Here is an 18,039-nt window from a genome sequence, read left to right as displayed (position 1 = left end):
CAAAACTATCTTATTGATACAACAGGAGTAAAAAACTGTAATCCATGTAGAATTCTGACAAAAAACTCTGTGATTTCATCCTCAATAGGGTTTATTCGCGTAGAGACTGCCACATCCAATACCGACGCGATGTGATCCCTGCCCGTTCTTTCGAAGCCATTATCTTGTTAATCTTTACGTTTTGCGGTGATAGATCACAGATGAAAAAGTCATCGATATCTGAAAAGCAGTTTTGGGTGCAACGGCTGGGTAAAACCAGTTTGCGGGCACTGCATATTCTCGGTATTGCCGGCAGTGGTGGTGGAATTTTGCTTGGCGTTCCTCAGTCACAGTGGATGAACTACTGGGTTATAGCAATGATCACCGGCAGCGCACTGATGTTATGGGAAGTGATTAGAGACTGGCGTTGGCTTATCCAACTCAAGGGGGTACTCACCATAATGAAGGTGGTTCTGCTGGCACTGTTTATTCCCCTGCCCGAGTATAAATCCGTACTATTTATCATCATTTTGCTGTTGTCAGTAGTGGTTTCTCATGGTCCATCCGGGCTAAGGCACTATTCTATCGTTCATCGTCGCCGACTCGAAAGTAACAAGGAGATCAAAGGATGACAGATCTGCTGCAACACTTTCCCTGGCCTGGATCTCCGGGCCATTTTCTGGATCTCGCCTGTGGTACAGGTCACAGAGGCCTGAAAGCACTGGAGCTTGGGCACAAAGTCACTTTTATCGATAAAGAGTTAAGTCGTTTGTTGCCGGAGGCCAGGCAACATCCACTGGCTGAGTTGATTGAGCTTGATTTGGAAACCGGCATCATAGATTTGGGCCGGGAACGATACGATAGCGTATGGGTATTTAACTATCTGCATCGACCGCTGATGCCAGCCATTGCCGACTGTATCAAGCCAAAAGGTATTCTGGTTTATGAGACCTTTACCTGGGAGCAGGCAAGCATAGGACGCCCCAGAAATCCGGCATTTTTACTCAATAAAAATGAGTTGCAACAGACATTTGCCAATTGGCAGCCATTACATTACTTTGAAGGATATCAAACGGGTTTGAGCCTGGGGCACTTCAAGGCACAACTGGTCGCCCGCAAACCGGAGTAACAGATACCGACATAAGGAGAGGCTGTGTTTCCCTATCCGGACGCTTACCGCCTGATGGCACCACCACTGACCACAGTAGCCATGGTGTTATGGGCCATTATCGCCGCCCTCCTGTTTGCTCCCGGCTCGGCATTTGCCAATTACCCCCTGTTCATACTCTTCCCTTTGGTGCTGATTCAACACATCTACCTGATTTGGTACGCCCATGGCATGGGACGCCTGGATCAGTTTTTCTATGCCCTGGTGCATGGTCCTCTGGCGTTCGTCGTCTGGACTTTTGCCATCATGCATGTGGGTGGCAAAGGCTTCTGAATAGACCCTCACAAAATTAACCCAAAGAGTCAGGTCATCGCCTTTTGTCTTTACTTGCGTTAACAGGCGAAGGTGAGTATCTTTGCGGCGCCTTTTAACCTGTCGTGAACCCAAATGCCTGACTTTATCTATCGACCACCCACGGATCCCTGGCTCAATGTCCTCCATGAAGACAAAGACATCATGGTGGTTGATAAACCGTCCGGCCTTTTGTCTGTTCCCGGCCGGGATCCGGCCCACAGAGACAGTATCTATGCCCGCATTCTGGATAAACATCCCAATGCCCAGATAGTGCACCGCCTGGATATGGCAACTTCCGGTGTTATCATAGTGGCACTGCGCCGCAATGCTGAGCGCGAACTAAAACGTCAATTCAGAGACAGAGAAACCCATAAGATTTACTACGCAAGAGTGGCGGGACATGTTCGCCCCCAGGGTGGCAGTGTTGACCTGCCTTTGATTTGCGACTGGCCCAATCGCCCCAGGCAAAAAGTTGATCACCAGATAGGTAAGCCCTCACTGACCCACTATGATGTTGTCAGTTATGGCAAACGCTCAACACTGGTCAAACTGACACCGATTACCGGCCGTTCGCACCAGTTGAGAGTACATATGATGGCCCTGGGTCATCCCATTCTGGGTGATGGCTTCTATGCTGATCCTCTGGCCAAAAGCCTGGCGGACCGCTTACTGCTGCACGCTGCTGAGCTGACTATCACTCACCCCTATACGGGAGAGCCGATGACGTTCAATGCCACTGTTCCTTTTGAAACACATGTTGGCGATCAGTAATCAGTTTGTCGTTGATTAAGTCGCTGTTGAAGATGCTTCACAATCTCAGATTATTAAGTGGCATATTTTCAGCGAAAACCGTAAATTGCTTATTAAATAAAAACGAAAGTAGCAATTTACAATGGAAGTCTCATATCAACGTGACAAGCTGGACAATCAGATCCTCGAAGCCTTGATGAAAGATGCCAGAACCCCATTTGCGGAACTGGCAAAGCGCTTCGGCGTCAGTGCCGGTACCATCCATGTGCGGGTGGAAAAAATGAAGCAGGCCAATATCATCACGGGTGCCCAAATCACAGTAAACCCAAAAGCGCTGGGATATGACGTCTGCTGTTTTATCGGAATTAACCTGAAAAGCGCTGGCGATTACCCTTCCGCCCTCGCCAAATTGAATGCGCTGGAAGAGGTAGTAGAGGCTTACTACACCACAGGCAACTACAGCATATTTGTCAAAGTCATGTGTCAATCAATTGATGGACTGCAGCACGTACTGATCAATCGCATTCAATCTATCGACGAAATCCAATCTACTGAAACGCTGATCAGCCTGCAAAACCCTATCGTCAGGGCCGTTAAGCCCTAATCTCATTGCATTGCCCAATGCATGGAATGCATCACTCCAGATGCATTCTTCCCACCCTTCTGAACGACCTTCTATTCAAAAGTGATCTGTATCTATACACAAAATGTATTAATACAATTGTTAACCAAGTGTTTAATTTGTGGTAAATAGAGTGTTCTCTTCTCGTTCATTCGATGAAATCGAGGGGAAAACTAAACCAATAACAATTAGATCAACATTGACAAGGACGGAAATCGTGAAGACACCTCTGGCAATTGCCATTTCCACAGCTTTGCTTTCAAGTGCTGCGCTTGCCGCGACACCTGTAATCAAGGGTCACACCCCAGAACTGACTTCGGTCAAGACCTATAACAACAGCAAAATTAAAACTGCCTCGCAGCAGAGAGTCATCGTAGAGTTAGAAGCTGATTCCATCGCCAAGGCCTTTGGCAATGTCAGCGAACTACCGGGTAACCAACTGCAGCAAATGCGCAACGCACCCAGCTTTGAGAGCCATCTCAAGCAAATAAACGCTGAACAGAATGCCTTTGTCAGCCAATTATCTCAAAAGCTACCGGGTGTAAAAGTTGAAAAACGTTTTGATACCATTTTCAACGGTATGACTATCAGTGCCGCCCAAATCAATCTGGACGTGTTGAAATCGATTCCCGGCGTAAAAGCGATTTATCCGGAAGAGATGTATTACGCTCAAATGGACGCATCGCTGGCAGTCATTAACACTGATGCTATGTGGCAAGCTGTGTCCGGCATGGAAAATGCCGGTAAAGGCGTTCGTGTAGCTATCATTGATGGCGGTATTCGTCCGGAAAACCCAATGTTCAGCGGAGAAGGCTTTGAAGCTCCTGCCGATCTGCCTACCAATGATTACTGCTCTACAGTTGATTCCAGTTTCTGTAATAACAAATTGATCGTAGCTCGCTGGTCAGCACCGACATTCGCCGTCTGTGAAGACGAATACCTGAGCCCATTGGGCTATGGTGGTCATGGTACCCACGTGGCAGGTTCTGCTGTGGGTAATAGAGTAACTACCGAGCAAGATGGAATTGAAGTAGAGCTTTCGGGTGTTGCACCCGGCGCTTACCTGATGTCCTACAAGGCCCTGTACAACGGTCCAGACTGTAACCGCGGTAGTGGCTCCAACGCCATGTTAATGGAAGCCTTGGAGTACGCCATTGAAGATGGTGCGGATGTTATCAACAACTCCTGGGGTGGTGGCGCAGGTGCTAACCCTGCAGGAAGCGTATACAAGCCAATTTTTGAGGCTGCTGAAGCAGCAGGTGTTGTCGTGGTTTCTGCCGCAGGCAACGACGGTAATGGTGCCAAGACTATCGGTTGCCCTGCCTGTATCGAATCAGGTATTGCAGTAGCGAATAGCACTGCTGGTCGCTTCTTTGCCAATAACTTCACCTTCGGTGGTGAAGACCTGTTAGCCATCAACTCAAACAGCCCGGTGGCTTTGGACGAAGATATTACTGCTGAAATACGTGCAGCAGCGGTAATTGATGCAGATAACTTCGAAGGCTGTGATGCATTTGAAGCAGATAGTTTTAAGGACAGCATTGCGTTAATTTCGCGCGGAGCCTGTACCTTTACTCAAAAGGCACAGAATGCTGCAGACGCGGGCGCTGTCGCCATGGTGGTATACAACAGCAATGATGGCGCACCAATTTCGATGTTTATGCCGGATGCCCCACTTGCAGGCGTAATGATTTCAAAAGCTGACGGTGCCAGCGTATTGGAATCCTGGAGCGAAGGCGATGAGGGTACTATCGGCTCTGAAGTCTCACGTATAGTGGACAACAATTTTGCCGATATGATCAACTCAAGCAGCTCTCGTGGACCTAATGGTGACGAGAATGTGCTGAAGCCCGATATTGCTGCACCTGGCACATCTATCTTGTCAGCCGCTTCTCCAGATGCCGACGGCGGAGACTTTGGTTTTAAGACAGGAACCAGTATGGCCAGCCCACATGTAGCTGGTGCTGCAGCTATTATGAAGCAGCTCAAGCCAGATTGGTCAGCCGTTGATATCAAAACTGCTTTGATGTCTACCGCTCAAACCGATGGAATCAAAGATGACGACAATATGTCAGCGGCGACGCCATTTGCAATGGGCGCAGGCCGCATGGACCTTGCTGCTGCCGCTAATGCAGTACTGACCTTCGACAAAGGCTCAATTGCAATTGATTCCTGCGTTACTGAGTGCACCTTTACCCGCACGGTACACAATAAATCAGATGAAGCAACGACATGGACACTGTCAGCCATGGCAGATGGTGCCGCTGTAACTGTTATGCCAAGCACTCTTGAACTTGAGGCCGGTGCATCTGCAGAGTTCACAGTAAAAGTTGATACCAGCCTGAGCGCTTCCGGTGATTGGGTATTTGGTAAAGTAATGTTTACCGGTGCTGCCCAGGATGCACACTTACCAATCGCCGTTTTGGCGAAAGACAGCAGTGACAGTAACCTTATCTCCACAGTTGAAGTAGGTACTGAACTTAACGCTGCAGAGCCTTTTGAAGTAAAGGCAATGGTCAACAACTCAGTGTTTGAAGATACTGTGACCATGCAAGCCTATGTTCCTGAAGGAACCAAGCTAACTTCGGCTGATGATGTGGACCTTGTGACCACTGGGGCGTCTACTTACGGTACTGAAGTTAATACTGAACTGGGTCGTATTGCCTGGACCGGTAAACTGGACCTGCCTGAAATGACAGCAGAACTGGCAAGTGGCACTTCTCTGGGTGGCGTCAGTATTGTTGATCTGGGCGTGACCCCTCTAGCATGCGCAGGCGGATGCGATGAAACCGCATTTACCTTCAACGTATCAAGCTTTGTCTATAACGGCGCAAGCTATGACAGAATTACCATCAGTGATAACGGTATTATTGTCGTTGGCGGTGGAGAGACAGGCGGCACCTGGAACAACAGAGAGCTGCCAAACAGTATCGCACCAAACAACATCCTTGCTCCGTTCTGGGCGGATTATGACCTTGATGGCGCTGATGAAGGTGACTCCGGCGGCGGTAGTATTGCAATTGCCAGCTTCACACTGGGTGGTGAACCATACCTTGCTGTGGAGTGGAACAAAGTCCAATTGTGGGACGATGATTCCGGCAATACTCACACCTTCCTGACCTGGATTAAGCTGGGTACTGAAGAAGACATTTTCTTCACCTATCCTGAGCTACAAAGCATTCCGTCTAATGTATCCATCGGTGCAGAAAACATCGCAGGTAGTGTAGGTGTAACTTATCACTACAACGGTGAGGGCGGCGCAGTAGCCAATGGCGACTTGGTTCAACTTGGCAGTCAGGTAGGTGGTACTATCGAAGTGACCTACAAAGTTCAGGCAACTGAGAATACGCCAACCTCAGCGGATTCTGTAACTCTGGATGAGGATGATAAAGCTGAATTCAATGTTCTGGACAATGATACTGCGGACTACAAGCTGGCACGTACCAGTATCACAGATGGTGCAACCACAGCCAAAGCTCAACGTTTGGTTCCGGTTGGTCCAGCTGGAAAACTTGAGAATGTTGCGGTAGTTGACGAACCAACTAATGGTACTTTGGAACTGGGAACTGACGGCGCAGCTGTTTATACCCCAAACAAAGACTTCTTTGGTACTGACAGTTTCAGCTATAGTGTTGAAGATGGAAGTGATTTGCCTTCTGACAAGACGATGGTGACACTGACCGTCAAAAACATTAATGACGCACCAGTGCTTACTGGTAACTCGTTTAATGTTATTGAGGGTAACTCGGTAAGCGTTAACGTCGCTTCTGTCGATGCTGATGCTGATGCATTGGAGTTCACCTGGACTCAGACTTCTGGTTCTGACGTTACCTTTACACAGGATGGAAGCACTATTAGCTTCAACGCTCCTGCTCCGGGTCAATTGACGTTTGAAGTAACAGCTTCAGATGGAACAGTTGACTCTGAAGCCGTATCTGTTGAAGTTAACGTCTCAGCTAAACCAGTGGTTAATGTTGATGATGATAACGGCGGCTCCATGGGCTGGCTGACAATACTGCTGCTGCCTCTGGCAATGCTGCGCAGAAAGTTCAAGTAACTTTTCAGAGTAAGTAAACAGCGTTAAATGAAAGAGAGGCAAACTTGCCTCTCTTTTTATTTTCTTGCTCCCTCACTCTCCGCTTTTGTTTGTGCTACAACAGTCTTTAGGGCGTATAAGAATTCAGCGTTCTCTATCGGATTAAAACACAAGGAAAAGCAAAGTGAAGTCTCCCATTGCTACAGCTGTTTCGTTGGGTTTGCTCAGTGCCGCAAGCATGGCTCAGACAATCACCCCATCTTCGCATTCCACAGAAGTTATTGAGTTCAGACAACACTCCAAGCCCGCTTCCTTGAGCAACAAGGCCAAAGTCGGTGAAAGGGTCATTGTCGAACTGGAGTCCACCTCGCTTGCCAGCGCATTTGGGAAAAGTCTCGGTTTTGATACTCAAGCCACAACCTTTACTGCTGCCCACTTAAGCCACAGGCACAAAATTAATAAAGAGCAAACGGCATTCAGCAAGCAGATATCCAGTGACTTCCCGCAACTCAAGATCACCAAAAAATTCGATACGGTGCTTAATGGGGTTGTGGTGACTGGTGACCAGGTTGATCTAAAAGCACTGGGCTCCTTACCCGGAGTAAAAGCGGTTTATCCCGAACGCTTTTACCATGCGCAATTGGATGCTTCGCTAAATACCATCAAGGCCGAAGCTATGTGGAATGCAGTTAACGGCATTGATAATGCAGGCAAAGGGATCAAAGTTGCCATTATCGATGGCGGTATCCGGCCGGAAAACCCTATGTTCAGTGGCGCAGGATTCTCCGCACCAGCCAGTCGTCCCAATGATGACTACTGCGCTACCACAGACGCTTCATTCTGTAACAACAAACTGATTGTCGCCCGCTGGTACAACCCCTCCTTTACCGTATGTAGCGATGAACATCTGAGTCCACTGGATTGGGGCGGACATGGGACTCATGTCGCAGGCACAGCCGTGGGTAATCCTGTTACCGTCACTCAAAATGGTGAGCAGTTATCTTTATCTGGCGTTGCGCCAGCCGCATATCTCATGGTGTACAAAGCCCTGTTTGCCGATGAAGGCTGTGGAGGAGGCGTAGGAACCAATATTATGCTGACCCAGGCCCTGGAGGACGCGATAGAAGATGGCGCCGACGTTATCAACAACTCCTGGGGAGGTGGCGCGGGTGGGTCACCGGATAACAGCGTCTATAAATCGATATTTGAAGCCGCCGAAGCCGCAGGTGTTGTGGTAGTCTCAGCGGCAGGAAACGATGGCAACAATCCTCAAACCATAGGCTGTCCGGCCTGTATTGAGTCTGGTATCGCCGTTGCAAACAGCACCACTGGACGTATCTATGCCAACAGATTCAGCATTGGCAACCAGGCATTTACCGCTATCAATTCAAACAGCAGCGCTACGTTCAACCAGGACATCAGTGCCTCCGTCATCGCGGCAGTCAATCTTGATTCTGCCAATGAGGAAGGTTGCAGTGCATGGCCAGCAGGCAGTTTCACCAACAATATAGCGTTAATATCGAGAGGCACATGCACCTTTGAGGACAAGGCAATACTGGCCAGTAATGCCGGAGCCATCGCCATGGTGGTTTATAACAACCAAGCGGGTGCTCCCATCACAATGCATATGCCGGACGCTCCTATTCCCGGAGTGATGATCTCAAACCTCGATGGCGCAACCACTCTGGACTTACTGGGCAACAATACTCAGGGCACTATCTCGGCCGCCGTCACCCGAACCCAATCCGATAGTCTTGCAGATGCGATCAATGCCAGCAGCTCCAGAGGCCCCAATGGCAATCCGGACTTTTTAAAGCCTGATATAGCCGCCCCGGGTACAGCGATCCTTTCTGCCGTCTCTCCGGAAACCGCCAGCGGTTCCTTTGGCTTTAATACGGGCACCAGTATGGCCAGTCCTCATGTCGCGGGTGCTGCAGCTTTGATGAAGCAACTGCACCCTGACTGGTCAGCAGTAGATATTAAAACTGCGCTGATGAGTACCGCTAAAAGCAAGGATATAAAAGACGATGATGGTTCAACCCCGGCAACACCATTTGCCATGGGTGCCGGCAGGCTTGACCTGGAAACAGCTTCTCAGGCGCTAATCACTTTTGATAAGGGCTCTTATGTGGAAGGGGCCTGTGTCTCCAGTTGCACACTTACCGCCAGAGTATTCAGCAAATCATCTCAATCAACCAGCTGGACACTGTCCGCCAACTCAGAGCAATTTGCCATCACAGCATCCCCGAGCAGCTTAACTCTGCCTGCTGGCGGTGACGCAGAAATAGAGATAGATGTGGATACGGGCCAGTTGTCGAACAGTGATTGGCTGTTTGGTCAGATAAGCCTGATCGGACAAGGGCAAACAGTCAGATTACCGGTTGTGGTGCTTCCCGGTGAAAGTGATGACAGCAGCCAATTATCTATCATAGAAACAGGTTCGGGTCTGACATCGTCCGATGACATTGCCATGACAGTGTCAGTTAATAACAAAACGTTTTCTGGCGCAGTCACCCTGGATGCTTATGCGCCAGCAGGAACTCAAATCGATTCTGCGGATGACGTAAACCTAAGCGTTACTGCAGCAGAAACCACACGTTTGGATGTTGATACAAACACAGGACAGATCCGTTTGCAGGGAGACGTGACTCCAGGAGGATTCGGAATTACCCTCATCAGTGGCAACAGTTTTGCCAGTATCTACGAGAACGGTGCCAGTGCCATCAGCTGCGATGGCGGCTGTGATGATGTGGGCATAAGGATTACCACACCTGAGTTTCTATACCACGGCAGCCCTTATACCGAGTTAACCATCAGTGACAACGGCCTCTTGGTTGTTGGAGGCGGAGACACCTCCACCACAGCCAACAACCGCCGCTTGCCTGGTACAGAGCAACCCAACAACATTCTCGCGCCTTTCTGGACCGACTTTGATCTTGATGGCACTCAGAATAATGATTCAGGCGGAGGCTTGCTGGCAACCGGTGAAGTGCTTGTCGATGGCCAGAACTATTTCGTGGTCGAGTGGTATAAAGCCAGACCCTACAACGACAATGCAGGCAGAGAATATAGCTTCAGTGTCTGGATAAACACAGGCAGCAACGAGGAGATATTCTTTAATTACATCGATCTTGCCTCCCTGCCTCTCAATCTGACTATCGGAGCTGAAGATATCTCAGGGAATGAAGGCAGTAGTTATCACTTTAATACTGATGGCGATACCGTCAGCAGTGGCCAACGTTTGAAGGTAAATACCCAGCCGGGAAGCCTGCTATCCCTGACCTTCCCTCTTTCCCAAACTAACTTCAATCCCGGCCAGGCCGACAGTATCAGCCTGCAGGAAGACAGCAGCGTTAACTTCAATGTGCTGGATAACGACGGTCAAATTACCCGTCAGGCCAAAGCAGAACTGACAGATGGCATGTCGACCTTGAAGGCACAACGTCTGATAACGATTTCACCCACTGGTGAATTGGGAAATGTTGAGCTTGTAACCTCTCCTCAGCATGGTTCGCTGACACTGCAAACCAATGGCACCGCTAACTATCAGCCTGACGAGAACTACTTCGGAGAAGACAGTTTCAGTTACCGGGTAACAGATGAAAGTGGTCTGCCCAGTGATACAACAAGTGTTTCGCTTACGGTAAATAACGTCAATGATGCGCCGCAGGTAAATAACTTCACCACCAGCGTCAACGCCGGTAGCAGTGTCGAGCTGAATGCCGATGTGTCAGATGCCGATAATGATACGCTGACCTACAACTGGGCTCAGACATCAGGCACTCAGGTGTCAGTCACCAATTCGGGCAGCAGTATTGGTTTTACCGCACCGGCCAGCGGAACACTGGTGTTTGAACTGACAGTGTCAGACGGACTGGTTACAAGTAATACCGGCAGATACCAGGTCAATATCGTCAGTGCCCCGACTCCTCCATCAGGCGGCGGTGACTCTGGTGGTGGAGGTGGTGCTGTGGGGTGGTTAATTGCTCTGTTATTACCATTACTCTGGCGAAGACGATTGGCTGAATGAAAAAGGAGAGGCTTCGGCCTCTCTTTTCTTTGCAAGGGAAAGGTGCAACTAACTCCTCGTGGCACTCTGGCTTGTGAGCAGCGTCACCAGGGTCTAACTCAGCCGTGTATATTTGGTCATCACCTTGTACAACTCGGTTCCCTGATAAACAGACGCCGAAGCAAAGTGCAAAACCGGGATGCTATCTTCCGGCAAACAGAAGGTTTGCTGCTGATCGCTTTTACCGAACCTGTCTGGCCGCAAGATCCTCACCAGAGGTTCTCCTGCTGACAAAGGCTTTCCCGGTGCAGCCAAATACTCTACCAGGCCGCCCATCGGCGAATGAAATTTACGATAGTCTGCCAGAGCACAGCTGTACCTTGCCATGGCTTTGGGCTCAATATCTGCTTTAATAACACCGCGGTTTGCCAGAAAAGCCAGAATTCCTTCACAATCATCTGCAGCATCCTGCATATCAATGCGTTCCTGAGAACCCAACTCCAGGGTAAATGCCTCGACGGCAGGGGTCATATCCATCCCCCTGGACACAGCGTAGTCAGCTAATTGCCACCAGGGATAAAAGGCAGCCTCATCCATGGCGCCACCAAACTCATTGGGCATCATTAATACGCAGGGAATAGAGAACAAACCAGCGGCATCCCGGGTGTATTCAGGGCAGTACAGATGTTTGCAGGACTTGGGGCCGGTATGCAGATCCAACACAATATCGGCCTCGTGCGCCATTAACTGCAGACTCAGCGCCAAACGTCGCCCGGTAGTGACACCCCATGGAGAGTCAAGCTGCTGATGGCAGCTGTCCAGAAGGGACTGACGATAGGCTGCAATCAACTGCTCTGTCGGCAAATGTTTGTGCGCTTCAAACCAGACGCTTAACGAGGGAGTGAGATCCTGATATTCCCGGTTCCAGTTAACACCGGTTATCGGATCAAACCTCCCCAGCGTAAACTCTCCGCTTTTCTGGTTAATTCCCAAAGGGTTAGCTAATGGAACAAGGGTAATATCCCCTTTCAGTTCCAGTCTTTCCAGCTGTTTCATCAGCTGGAAAATCACTGCATTCCCCTGCACTTCAGCGCCATGAACATTAGCCTGAATATAAACCCTGGGCGCATTACTGTCGGTGCTGGCAAAACGATAAACAGGAATCGTCAGTTCATGGCCTGTTGCCAGCTCACCTATCTTTTTAGTGTTTCTGGTCCAATCGCTCATGCCTGAGTCTCAAACAAATTGGTGTGCAGAGCATCAACCACGGCTGCGGCATCTTTTTCATCCACCAATACACACAGGTTATGGGGGCTCGCCCCCTGACAAATCATTCGTACATTAAAGGGCTCCAGCACGGTAAACACAGTACGGCAAACCCCTGCTGTGGTGGCAATCCGGTTACCGATAATCGCCACCAGTGACAGATTATCTTCTACTGAAACCCGACAGTGTTCCGCAAGCTCCTGCATCAGGGCTTCACTGAGTAAACCTGCGCCAGTGCTGTCTGAGCCGGTTTTATCCAAGGTCAGAGAAACGTTAACCTCTGACGTGGTAATCAAGTCCACAGAGATCCTGTGTTTGGCCAGGGTAGCAAAGATATGGGCCAGAAAGCCCTGAGCATGGAGCATCTGCAAGCTGTGAAGGTTAAGCAATGTCTGCGCACGACGCACAGCCACCGCCCGGTAGACCGGAGCATTCTCTACCTGATGACGAATCCAGGTGCCCCCCTTTTCCGGTTCACGACTTGAGCCTACGAATACCTGAATCTGCCGGCGCACCGCAGGAAGAATTGTGGCCGGGTGCAACACCTTGGCACCAAAGGTCGCCATTTCCGCGGCCTCATTAAAACTGATCTCCGCCAGCGCTTTGGCGCCGGAAGCCAGTCTGGGGTCTGTGGTGAAAATACCGGGAACATCGGTCCATATCTCCACAGCATCAGCGCGCAATGCCTCGGCCAACAAAGCCGCGGAATAGTCACTGCCACCACGCCCCAGGGTTGTGGTCTCACCATGCTCATCGGCACCAATAAACCCCTGAGTCACCACCAGAGAATCCTGCAACAGGGGAACCAGGGCGTTGGCAACCAATGTCTCGATCTGAGCGATTTGAGGTTCTGCGCGACCAAAGTGGGAATCGGTACGCATCACTTTGCGTACATCAAAGCTGGTTGCACGGGCCCCCTGCTCCCTCAATACCGCCGCAAACAGTAGTGAAGAGCACATCTCACCGGTAGACAGTAATGCGTCCATCAGGGACTTGGCGCGATTGAGCACCAGAGACTCACTGATGACTGCCATCTGGCTGAGCAAGCGATCCAGCTCTGATGCTACCTCGGACGGTCGTCCCAACTGATCCAGAATACCGTACTGAATGGCGGCAACTGACTTGATAAGCTCCAACCTGCGCTCATCGGTCAGATTAGCCTGAGTCAGCTCAACCAGCAGGTTGGTCACTCCACTTGAAGCACTCACCACAACCACTCGGGTTGCTGGGTTATCCAGCACTATCGCCGCACAACGGCACATGGATTGGTAATCAGCGACAGAAGTGCCACCAAATTTTGCTACAACTGTCATTGAGGCCCCTCCATGGCTGGAGGTGCAAAGGGGGAAACTGATATGAATTTGTAAAACATGACACTATCTCCGAACTCACTTCGTTCGAAGAGCCTGGTGCAGCTATCGCAGCCCACGGGAGGGAAACAATGAGTCACCAGAAGCTCTCCACCAAAATACAGGTGACAGTCGACAGGATTCAGCCTGCCCGACCGATACCCAACATCACAAAATGATGGATATCTCGGCGTTAATCCCCCTGAGTGAGATTCATAACGGGGTTTGTGCCCCTTTTCTCACCTGCCTGGTTAACGCTCCTCTTCTGTGTTCACTGCAGTTTCATCTACAGCAAGGTTAAAAATTATCAATCCAGATTAACAAAAGTCAATCAATGTTTAATCTTGGACAAAATAATTCAACTTCACTGCCGTTAATTGACAATAAATTTAAAATTCCAGTTCGGGTAATTCGCTGACCAGCTGCGCTTTGGCAGAAAAATCACCTAATTCAATAGAGTCCTCACTACATAGGCATGGAAGCAATAACAGGCGTCCGTTATCGACATAGTAAATTGCCAGTTGGTTGAACTCCCGCCCCAATTCGAGCCCGCTTTGGATATCACAAAACAGTGCCCAGCTCTTTTCCATATGCTGGAGATCCGGGCTGGCGCCAATCACACTACGATAAGGCACTTTCATGGTATCAATCTCTGCCTGTAACCGCCTGTCATACAATAGATTTTGACAGCTGGACAAGTTTTCCCCCATGGGGTTAAACGCGGTAACTATGGCAAAGGAAGAATGAGGAGAGAAGGGTTGGGTAAGCAAGAATATGCTTTGTTGATAATACTGCCAGAGTGTCGAAGATAACTGAGTCATGATTAACTTGTGTTTTATCTAAGCCCGCATCAGTTTATCCAGTTCCTCAGCAAACGCCAAGTATTTGTGACGCTAATCACATTGGCATTAAAAACAATTCCAAATAAATTCAGTGAGTAATGAAAATTAGATGATACAGATCACGGCATTGGAAGTATTTTTTAACATTTAATTTGTTAACAAATGCCTAAAACGAGTACAATAGCCGAGTCTGCTAACTAACCTTCTGAGCGCAAGTGAAAATCGCTTTCGTTACATCTAACCGGACGGGTTAATTGGCAGTCGGAGAGTTGTACAAATTGTCATCGGTTGGAAAATACAAAACCAACCATCACAAAGACACAACGACTGCGGAACTATTCGCATTCAAGTGCATCGAAGATTGTACAACTACGCAATGACCTGTACTCACCCTGGTCGTTTGCAAATGGGCTAATCATGGAGTGAGTCGCCGTCCAATCCCTTCTGCATAGAAGAACACTCGCGATATCTTTAAGTTTTGTACGCGCTTGTTGAGGAGAGCTTTCTCTCGGACGACTGTTTAATGGTTAGCACAGCACCACATTGTTAATTAGGTAAATAGCATGCAAAACCCGCACATTCTGATCGTTGAAGATGAAGCAGTAACCCGTAATACCTTAAGAAGCATTTTTGAAGCCGAAGGATATGTGGTCACTGAAGCCAATGACGGCGCAGAAATGCATAAAGCTTTGCAGGAAAACAAAGTTAATCTGGTTGTTATGGATATCAACCTGCCAGGTAAGAACGGTCTGCTGTTGGCCCGCGAGTTGCGTGAGATCAATAACATCGGCCTGATCTTCCTGACCGGTCGTGACAACGAAGTGGACAAGATCCTGGGTCTTGAAATTGGCGCGGACGATTATATTACCAAGCCGTTCAACCCACGTGAGCTGACCATTCGTGCCCGCAATCTTCTGACTCGCGTAAATAGCGCAAGCGCTGAGGTAGAAGAAAAGAGCTCTGTGGAATTCTACCGTTTCAACGGTTGGACTCTGGAAATCAACAGCCGCTCTCTGATCAGCCCTCAGGGTGAATCTTTCAAACTGCCACGCAGTGAGTTCCGTGCCATGCTGCACTTTGTAGAGAACCCAGGCAAGATTCTGAGCCGTGCTGACCTGCTGATGAAGATGACCGGCCGTGAGCTGAAGCCACACGACCGTACTGTGGACGTGACTATCCGTCGCATCCGTAAGCACTTCGAAAGCCAGCCTGACACTCCGGAAATCATCGCGACTATCCACGGCGAAGGTTACCGTTTCTGCGGCAACCTGGAAGACTAATTCCAGTTTGACCGTAAGCCAAAAGAGCCAGCTTAATGCTGGCTTTTTTATTGGCTGGCATTTAACAAAAGCACCTGATTAGGTGCCTTTGTTATTGATATAGCCAAAACCCTAGCGTTAGTTATTCGTTTTTAACTGACGGTCCAGGAAATCGGCCAAAGAGCGATACAGATGAGTTCTGACCTTTTCGCCCCGCATTGAGTGCTTGGAGCCAGGGTAATCAATCATCTCAAACAGCTTACCCTCATCCTGCAGCGCCTTATAAAGACGGGTTGAGTTCTCAAACAGCACGTTATCATCCGCCATACCGTGATAGATCAGCAGGCCACGTTGGTAGTTTTCGACATAAGGGAAAACGCTGGCACTCTGATAACCCGCTTTATTGTCCGCAGGATGCCCCATATAACGTTCGGTGTAATGGGTGTCGTACAATGCCCAATCAGTTACCGGTGCACCGGATATCGCCGCCCTGAAGTAGTCAGGGGCTTTAAACTGGCTCATCAGCGCCATATAGCCGCCGTAGCTATGGCCATAAATAGCGATACGGTCATCCATGACATAAGGCAGGGTACGCAAATAATCCACACCGGCCTTTTGATCCTCCACTTCTGCATCACCCATATTGCGGTATATCACCTGCTCAAATTGGGTGCCCCGATTGGCACTGCCTCGGTTATCCAATTGAAACACCAGATAGCCCCGCTGCAACAGGTGCTGAGTAAAGTAATCATGTTCGCTCCAACTGTTGGTGACCAGCTGGGCATGGGGACCACCATACACACGCACGACCACCGGATACTGTTTTCCTGCATCAAAATCCGCAGGTTTGTGCAGCCGGTAATAGAGATCCTGACCATCTTTGGCCTTGATGGCACCAAACTCAGGCAATTGCCACAGACCAAAATAGGTATGCAGCGGATGCTCACCGTCCACGGCATTTTGCTCTACCCATTGACGCATCTCGCCGGTTTTGGCGTGTAAGCTAATTTGTGGTGGCTGTGCCAGAGAACTGAAGTAGTCCAGATACACTGGGCTCGCCTTGGCAAACACAGGATTATGCATACCAGCTCTGCGGCTCAGTCGGCTGATACCTTTCTCCGGCGCGCTTAAGGAAACACGATAGATGTGACGTTCCAGGGGCGTGTCTTTACGACCGGAGAAATAGACTTCGCCACTGTCTTCATCAACATATTCAATATCGTCCACACTCCAGTCACCGTCTGTCAGCTGTTTAAGCAGCTTGCCATTCAGATCGTAAAGATACAGGTGCTTAAAGCCGTTGCGCTCAGATGCCCAGATAAAGGCATTTTGTTTTTTCAAAAAAGTCAGATCATCGTTAAGGTTAAGCCAGGCATCACTGCGTTCGGCGATTAACGTCTCAGGCTTATCATTTGAACCGGTATCCACCACTCGCAGGTCCAGCGCTTGCTGGTTTCGGCTCTGCCACTGGAAACTCAAATGACGACTGTCGGGTAACCACTTCACCCTTGGCAGATAGATATCCTGCTCTTTGCCCAGCTTGATCCAACGGGTTTTGCCATCCTTGAGCTGCACTGTGCCCAACTCGATCAGCACATTGTTTTCACCGGCATAGGGATATCGCTGCTCGGTCAGCTTAATTCCATCGGCATAGATCTCATTGCGGGTAACCAGTTCAACCGGCGATTCATCAATACGGGTAAAGGCGATAGCCGACTCATCCGGCGCCCACCAGTAACCTGTCATGCGCCCCATCTCCTCCTGAGCCACAAACTCAGCCATGGCGTTCTTGATTGGGCCGCCGCCATCTTTGGTCAGTTGAGTCACCTTGTCAGAGGCCAGTTCCATCACATAGAGATTTTGATCAGCCACCCAGGAAACAAAATGCCCTTTCGGTGACAGACGTGCATCAGTAGCGAATCCCTCTCCTGTCTCCAGCAACCGGGTTTTACCTGTGGTCATATCATGGTGATACAGCTTGCCGGAAGCAGGAATAAGCAAAGCCTGGCTGTCAGCCGCCCAGAAATACTCCATGATGCCCTGACCATATATGCGCTGGCGCTCGCGCCTTGCTTTCTCTTCATCCGAAAGCTCACCGGACGCCAGCTTGTCAGCATTGAGCAAACGACTGCGTTTACCGCTTGCCACATCTATCTGCCACAGGTCATAGAAGTGTTGATTATCTTCGCGGGCAGCCAGAAAAGTCACCAGCTTGCCATCGGGAGATAACTTGAGGCCACGGGGACTGCTACCGGCCAGCGCCGGAGAAGCATGCATACGCTCGATGGCCAGCCTGGTCTTGTCTCCCTGAGGAAGAGGTAGAGTATCTGTCAGCAAGGGCACCGCCTTAAGTTGTACCGACATTGAAGCCATCAGCAGGCCAAGCGCCGGAGAGATCCATTTTTGTTTCATTATTATTCCCTGGATACAGAATTGCGCCCCCATTCTGCATGATTTTACGCCAG

General features: G+C 49.6%; 12 protein-coding genes and 1 riboswitch. Of the genes, 8 read left to right on the top strand and 4 right to left on the bottom strand.

From position 1 onward, the window contains the following. The first annotated feature begins 200 nt into the window (after positions 1 to 200). From L2725_RS01925 to L2725_RS01895, 7 genes are all read left to right on the top strand, one after another. Complete coding sequence (locus L2725_RS01925) at positions 201 to 611, top strand: hypothetical protein (protein ID WP_249247376.1); 411 nt, start codon at positions 201 to 203, stop codon at positions 609 to 611. Next, positions 608 to 1,108, top strand: a complete 501-nt coding sequence (locus L2725_RS01920; RefSeq protein WP_249247374.1) for a class I SAM-dependent methyltransferase — start codon at positions 608 to 610, stop codon at positions 1,106 to 1,108. Before L2725_RS01925 ends, L2725_RS01920 begins: the two co-directional genes overlap by 4 nt. 24 nt (positions 1,109 to 1,132) lie before the next feature. Further along, positions 1,133 to 1,420: a hypothetical protein gene (locus L2725_RS01915; protein WP_249247373.1), complete on the top strand. Its 288-nt coding sequence runs from the start codon at positions 1,133 to 1,135 to the stop codon at positions 1,418 to 1,420. 114 nt (positions 1,421 to 1,534) lie between these two features. Beyond that, positions 1,535 to 2,212: a bifunctional tRNA pseudouridine(32) synthase/23S rRNA pseudouridine(746) synthase RluA gene (rluA, locus tag L2725_RS01910; protein ID WP_249247372.1), complete on the top strand. Its 678-nt coding sequence runs from the start codon at positions 1,535 to 1,537 to the stop codon at positions 2,210 to 2,212. Between the two features lie 121 nt (positions 2,213 to 2,333). Next, positions 2,334 to 2,795, top strand: a complete 462-nt coding sequence (gene asnC / locus L2725_RS01905; protein WP_115138097.1) for a transcriptional regulator AsnC — start codon at positions 2,334 to 2,336, stop codon at positions 2,793 to 2,795. 235 nt (positions 2,796 to 3,030) lie between these two features. Continuing rightward, positions 3,031 to 6,870 carry a S8 family serine peptidase gene (locus L2725_RS01900; RefSeq protein ID WP_249247371.1) on the top strand — a complete coding sequence of 1,280 codons (3,840 nt, stop codon included), beginning with the start codon at positions 3,031 to 3,033 and terminating at the stop codon, positions 6,868 to 6,870. 163 nt (positions 6,871 to 7,033) lie between these two features. Next, complete coding sequence (locus L2725_RS01895) at positions 7,034 to 10,879, top strand: S8 family serine peptidase (RefSeq protein WP_249247370.1); 3,846 nt, start codon at positions 7,034 to 7,036, stop codon at positions 10,877 to 10,879. Positions 10,880 to 10,972: 93 nt separating this feature from the next. On the opposite strand, the gene L2725_RS01890 is transcribed toward L2725_RS01895, so the two are convergent. The 3 genes from L2725_RS01890 to L2725_RS01880 all read right to left on the bottom strand — a co-directional run bounded on the left by L2725_RS01890 (position 10,973) and on the right by L2725_RS01880 (position 14,294). Continuing rightward, positions 10,973 to 12,085, bottom strand: coding sequence for a succinylglutamate desuccinylase/aspartoacylase family protein (locus L2725_RS01890; protein ID WP_249247369.1), 1,113 nt, complete (start codon positions 12,083 to 12,085; stop codon positions 10,973 to 10,975). After that, entirely contained in the window at positions 12,082 to 13,437 is a 1,356-nt protein-coding gene (gene lysC, locus L2725_RS01885) for a lysine-sensitive aspartokinase 3 (protein WP_249247368.1), read from the bottom strand. The genes L2725_RS01890 and lysC overlap by 4 nt, the downstream gene beginning before the upstream one ends. 132 nt (positions 13,438 to 13,569) lie before the next feature. Continuing rightward, positions 13,570 to 13,746: riboswitch (Lysine riboswitch) on the bottom strand. A 116-nt stretch (positions 13,747 to 13,862) separates the two neighbouring features. Beyond that, positions 13,863 to 14,294 (bottom strand): DUF3293 domain-containing protein, encoded by a 432-nt coding sequence (locus L2725_RS01880; RefSeq protein ID WP_248934184.1) that lies wholly within the window; start codon positions 14,292 to 14,294, stop codon positions 13,863 to 13,865. A gap of 584 nt (positions 14,295 to 14,878) precedes the next feature. Here L2725_RS01880 and arcA point away from each other — a divergent pair. Continuing rightward, the gene (arcA, locus tag L2725_RS01875; protein ID WP_115138103.1) at positions 14,879 to 15,595 is read left to right on the top strand and encodes a two-component system response regulator ArcA; all 717 of its coding nucleotides are present in this window, start codon (positions 14,879 to 14,881) and stop codon (positions 15,593 to 15,595) included. Positions 15,596 to 15,712: 117 nt separating this feature from the next. Here arcA and L2725_RS01870 read toward each other — a convergent pair whose 3' ends face one another. After that, positions 15,713 to 17,986 carry a S9 family peptidase gene (locus tag L2725_RS01870; protein ID WP_249247367.1) on the bottom strand — a complete coding sequence of 758 codons (2,274 nt, stop codon included), beginning with the start codon at positions 17,984 to 17,986 and terminating at the stop codon, positions 15,713 to 15,715. Between the last annotated feature and the right edge of the window lie 53 nt (positions 17,987 to 18,039).

The organism is Shewanella corallii (genome assembly GCF_023349125.1).
Lineage (GTDB): Bacteria > Pseudomonadota > Gammaproteobacteria > Enterobacterales > Shewanellaceae > Shewanella > Shewanella corallii.
Note: the sequence above shows the minus strand (reverse complement) of the source record. Positions and strands in the feature narration are given on the sequence as shown.